This is a genomic window from Streptomyces sp. NPDC003016 (assembly GCF_053591455.1).
Genome location: NZ_JBSFTV010000100.1, coordinates 1 through 1,244, shown reverse-complemented (window position 1 = coordinate 1,244; position 1,244 = coordinate 1). Strand labels below are relative to the sequence as shown.

Here is a 1,244-nt window from a genome sequence, read left to right as displayed (position 1 = left end):
TGGCAGCGTTCGAGCGGAGTGGTGTACTGCGAGGCTCCGCCGGTCGGCAGCTGCTGGGTGAAACTGCTCGGGCCGCCGGTGACCGCCGTGGTCTGCCCGGCGGCGGCGGTGGCCCGTCCCGACAGGGTGAGTTGGACGGCGATCGCGGCGAGCACCAGGGCCAGGGCGGCCAGTGCGGCCACGATCGGCCGTAGAGCGATGGTGCGCATGGGGGTTCCTCCTGTGCGGGCAGAGCGGGTGAGGTGGCACGTGGTCCGGGGGAACCCGGATGATCCGGCAGGGACGGGAGTGCGTGGCGGAGCGGTCAACCGACTCCTGGCCCACATCGGCTTTCGGGAGCGCTCCCACTTGTGAATGCCGTCTGATGACCCACTGTGAAGAGTTGATCCACCCTCGTCAATGGTTATGGCATGACGTGAACAAGCCAAGGAATGCGGCGTTCTGTACGCTCCCGACCTCGGCCCGGCCATCAGGGCGGGAGAGTCCGCGGATGCGGTCGGCGCTTGGCCGGCCGTGGACGGGATCCTGGTCAGCGGCCCCGCGAGAGAGTCCTGCGGGTCACTCGGGCCGTCGTCGGCGGATTCGGCTTGATGAGCCCTCGCCCGATGGCGGAAGAGTGGTTATGCGCACGAGCCACCGGCGCCCCTCGGGTTCGCTCCAACTCGCTCTCGCACCGATGGAGTTGTCCCTTCCCACGTCTTGCCACTGCCTCGGTGCGTCCCTACAGTCCTGATCGGGGTAAGGATTGGGAGCGCTCCCAAACGGGTGGGACCGGGAGCGCTCCCGGTTCTGCCCCTTCCACTCCCCACCTCCCCCCATGCCCATGGAAAGGGTCCGCATGCGATTGCTACTCCACCGTGTCCGCTCCGCCCGCGCCGCCCTCACGACGATGCTGGTGGCCTTGGCGTCGATGGCCGCTCTCGTGACGGCGGCCGGGCCCGCGCAGGCCGACACTCTGATCTGTGACCGGTTCGGATCGACCACCATCCAGGGCCGCTATGTGGTCCAGAACAACCGCTGGGGCACCACCGCCACCCAGTGCGTCAACGCGACCGCGAGCGGGTTCGAGCTCACCCGGGCCGACGGGTCCGTCCCGGCCAACGGGGCGCCCAAGTCGTACCCGTCCGTCTACAACGGCTGCCACTACACGAACTGCTCCCCCGGGACCAACCTGCCGGTGCAGCTCAGTTCGATCAGCAGCGCGCCGAGCAGCATCTCCTACGGGTACGTCAGCAACGCGGTCT

General features: G+C 68.6%; 2 protein-coding genes. One reads left to right on the top strand and one right to left on the bottom strand.

The features are described 5' to 3' along the window. The coding region (locus tag ACWDZ4_RS35060; RefSeq protein ID WP_451512428.1) for a hypothetical protein at positions 1 to 209 on the bottom strand (209 nt) is incomplete at its 3' end. 629 nt (positions 210 to 838) lie between these two features. Here ACWDZ4_RS35060 and ACWDZ4_RS35055 point away from each other — a divergent pair. Next, on the top strand, positions 839 to 1,244 hold a 406-nt coding region (locus ACWDZ4_RS35055; protein ID WP_451512427.1), incomplete at its 3' end, for a GH12 family glycosyl hydrolase domain-containing protein.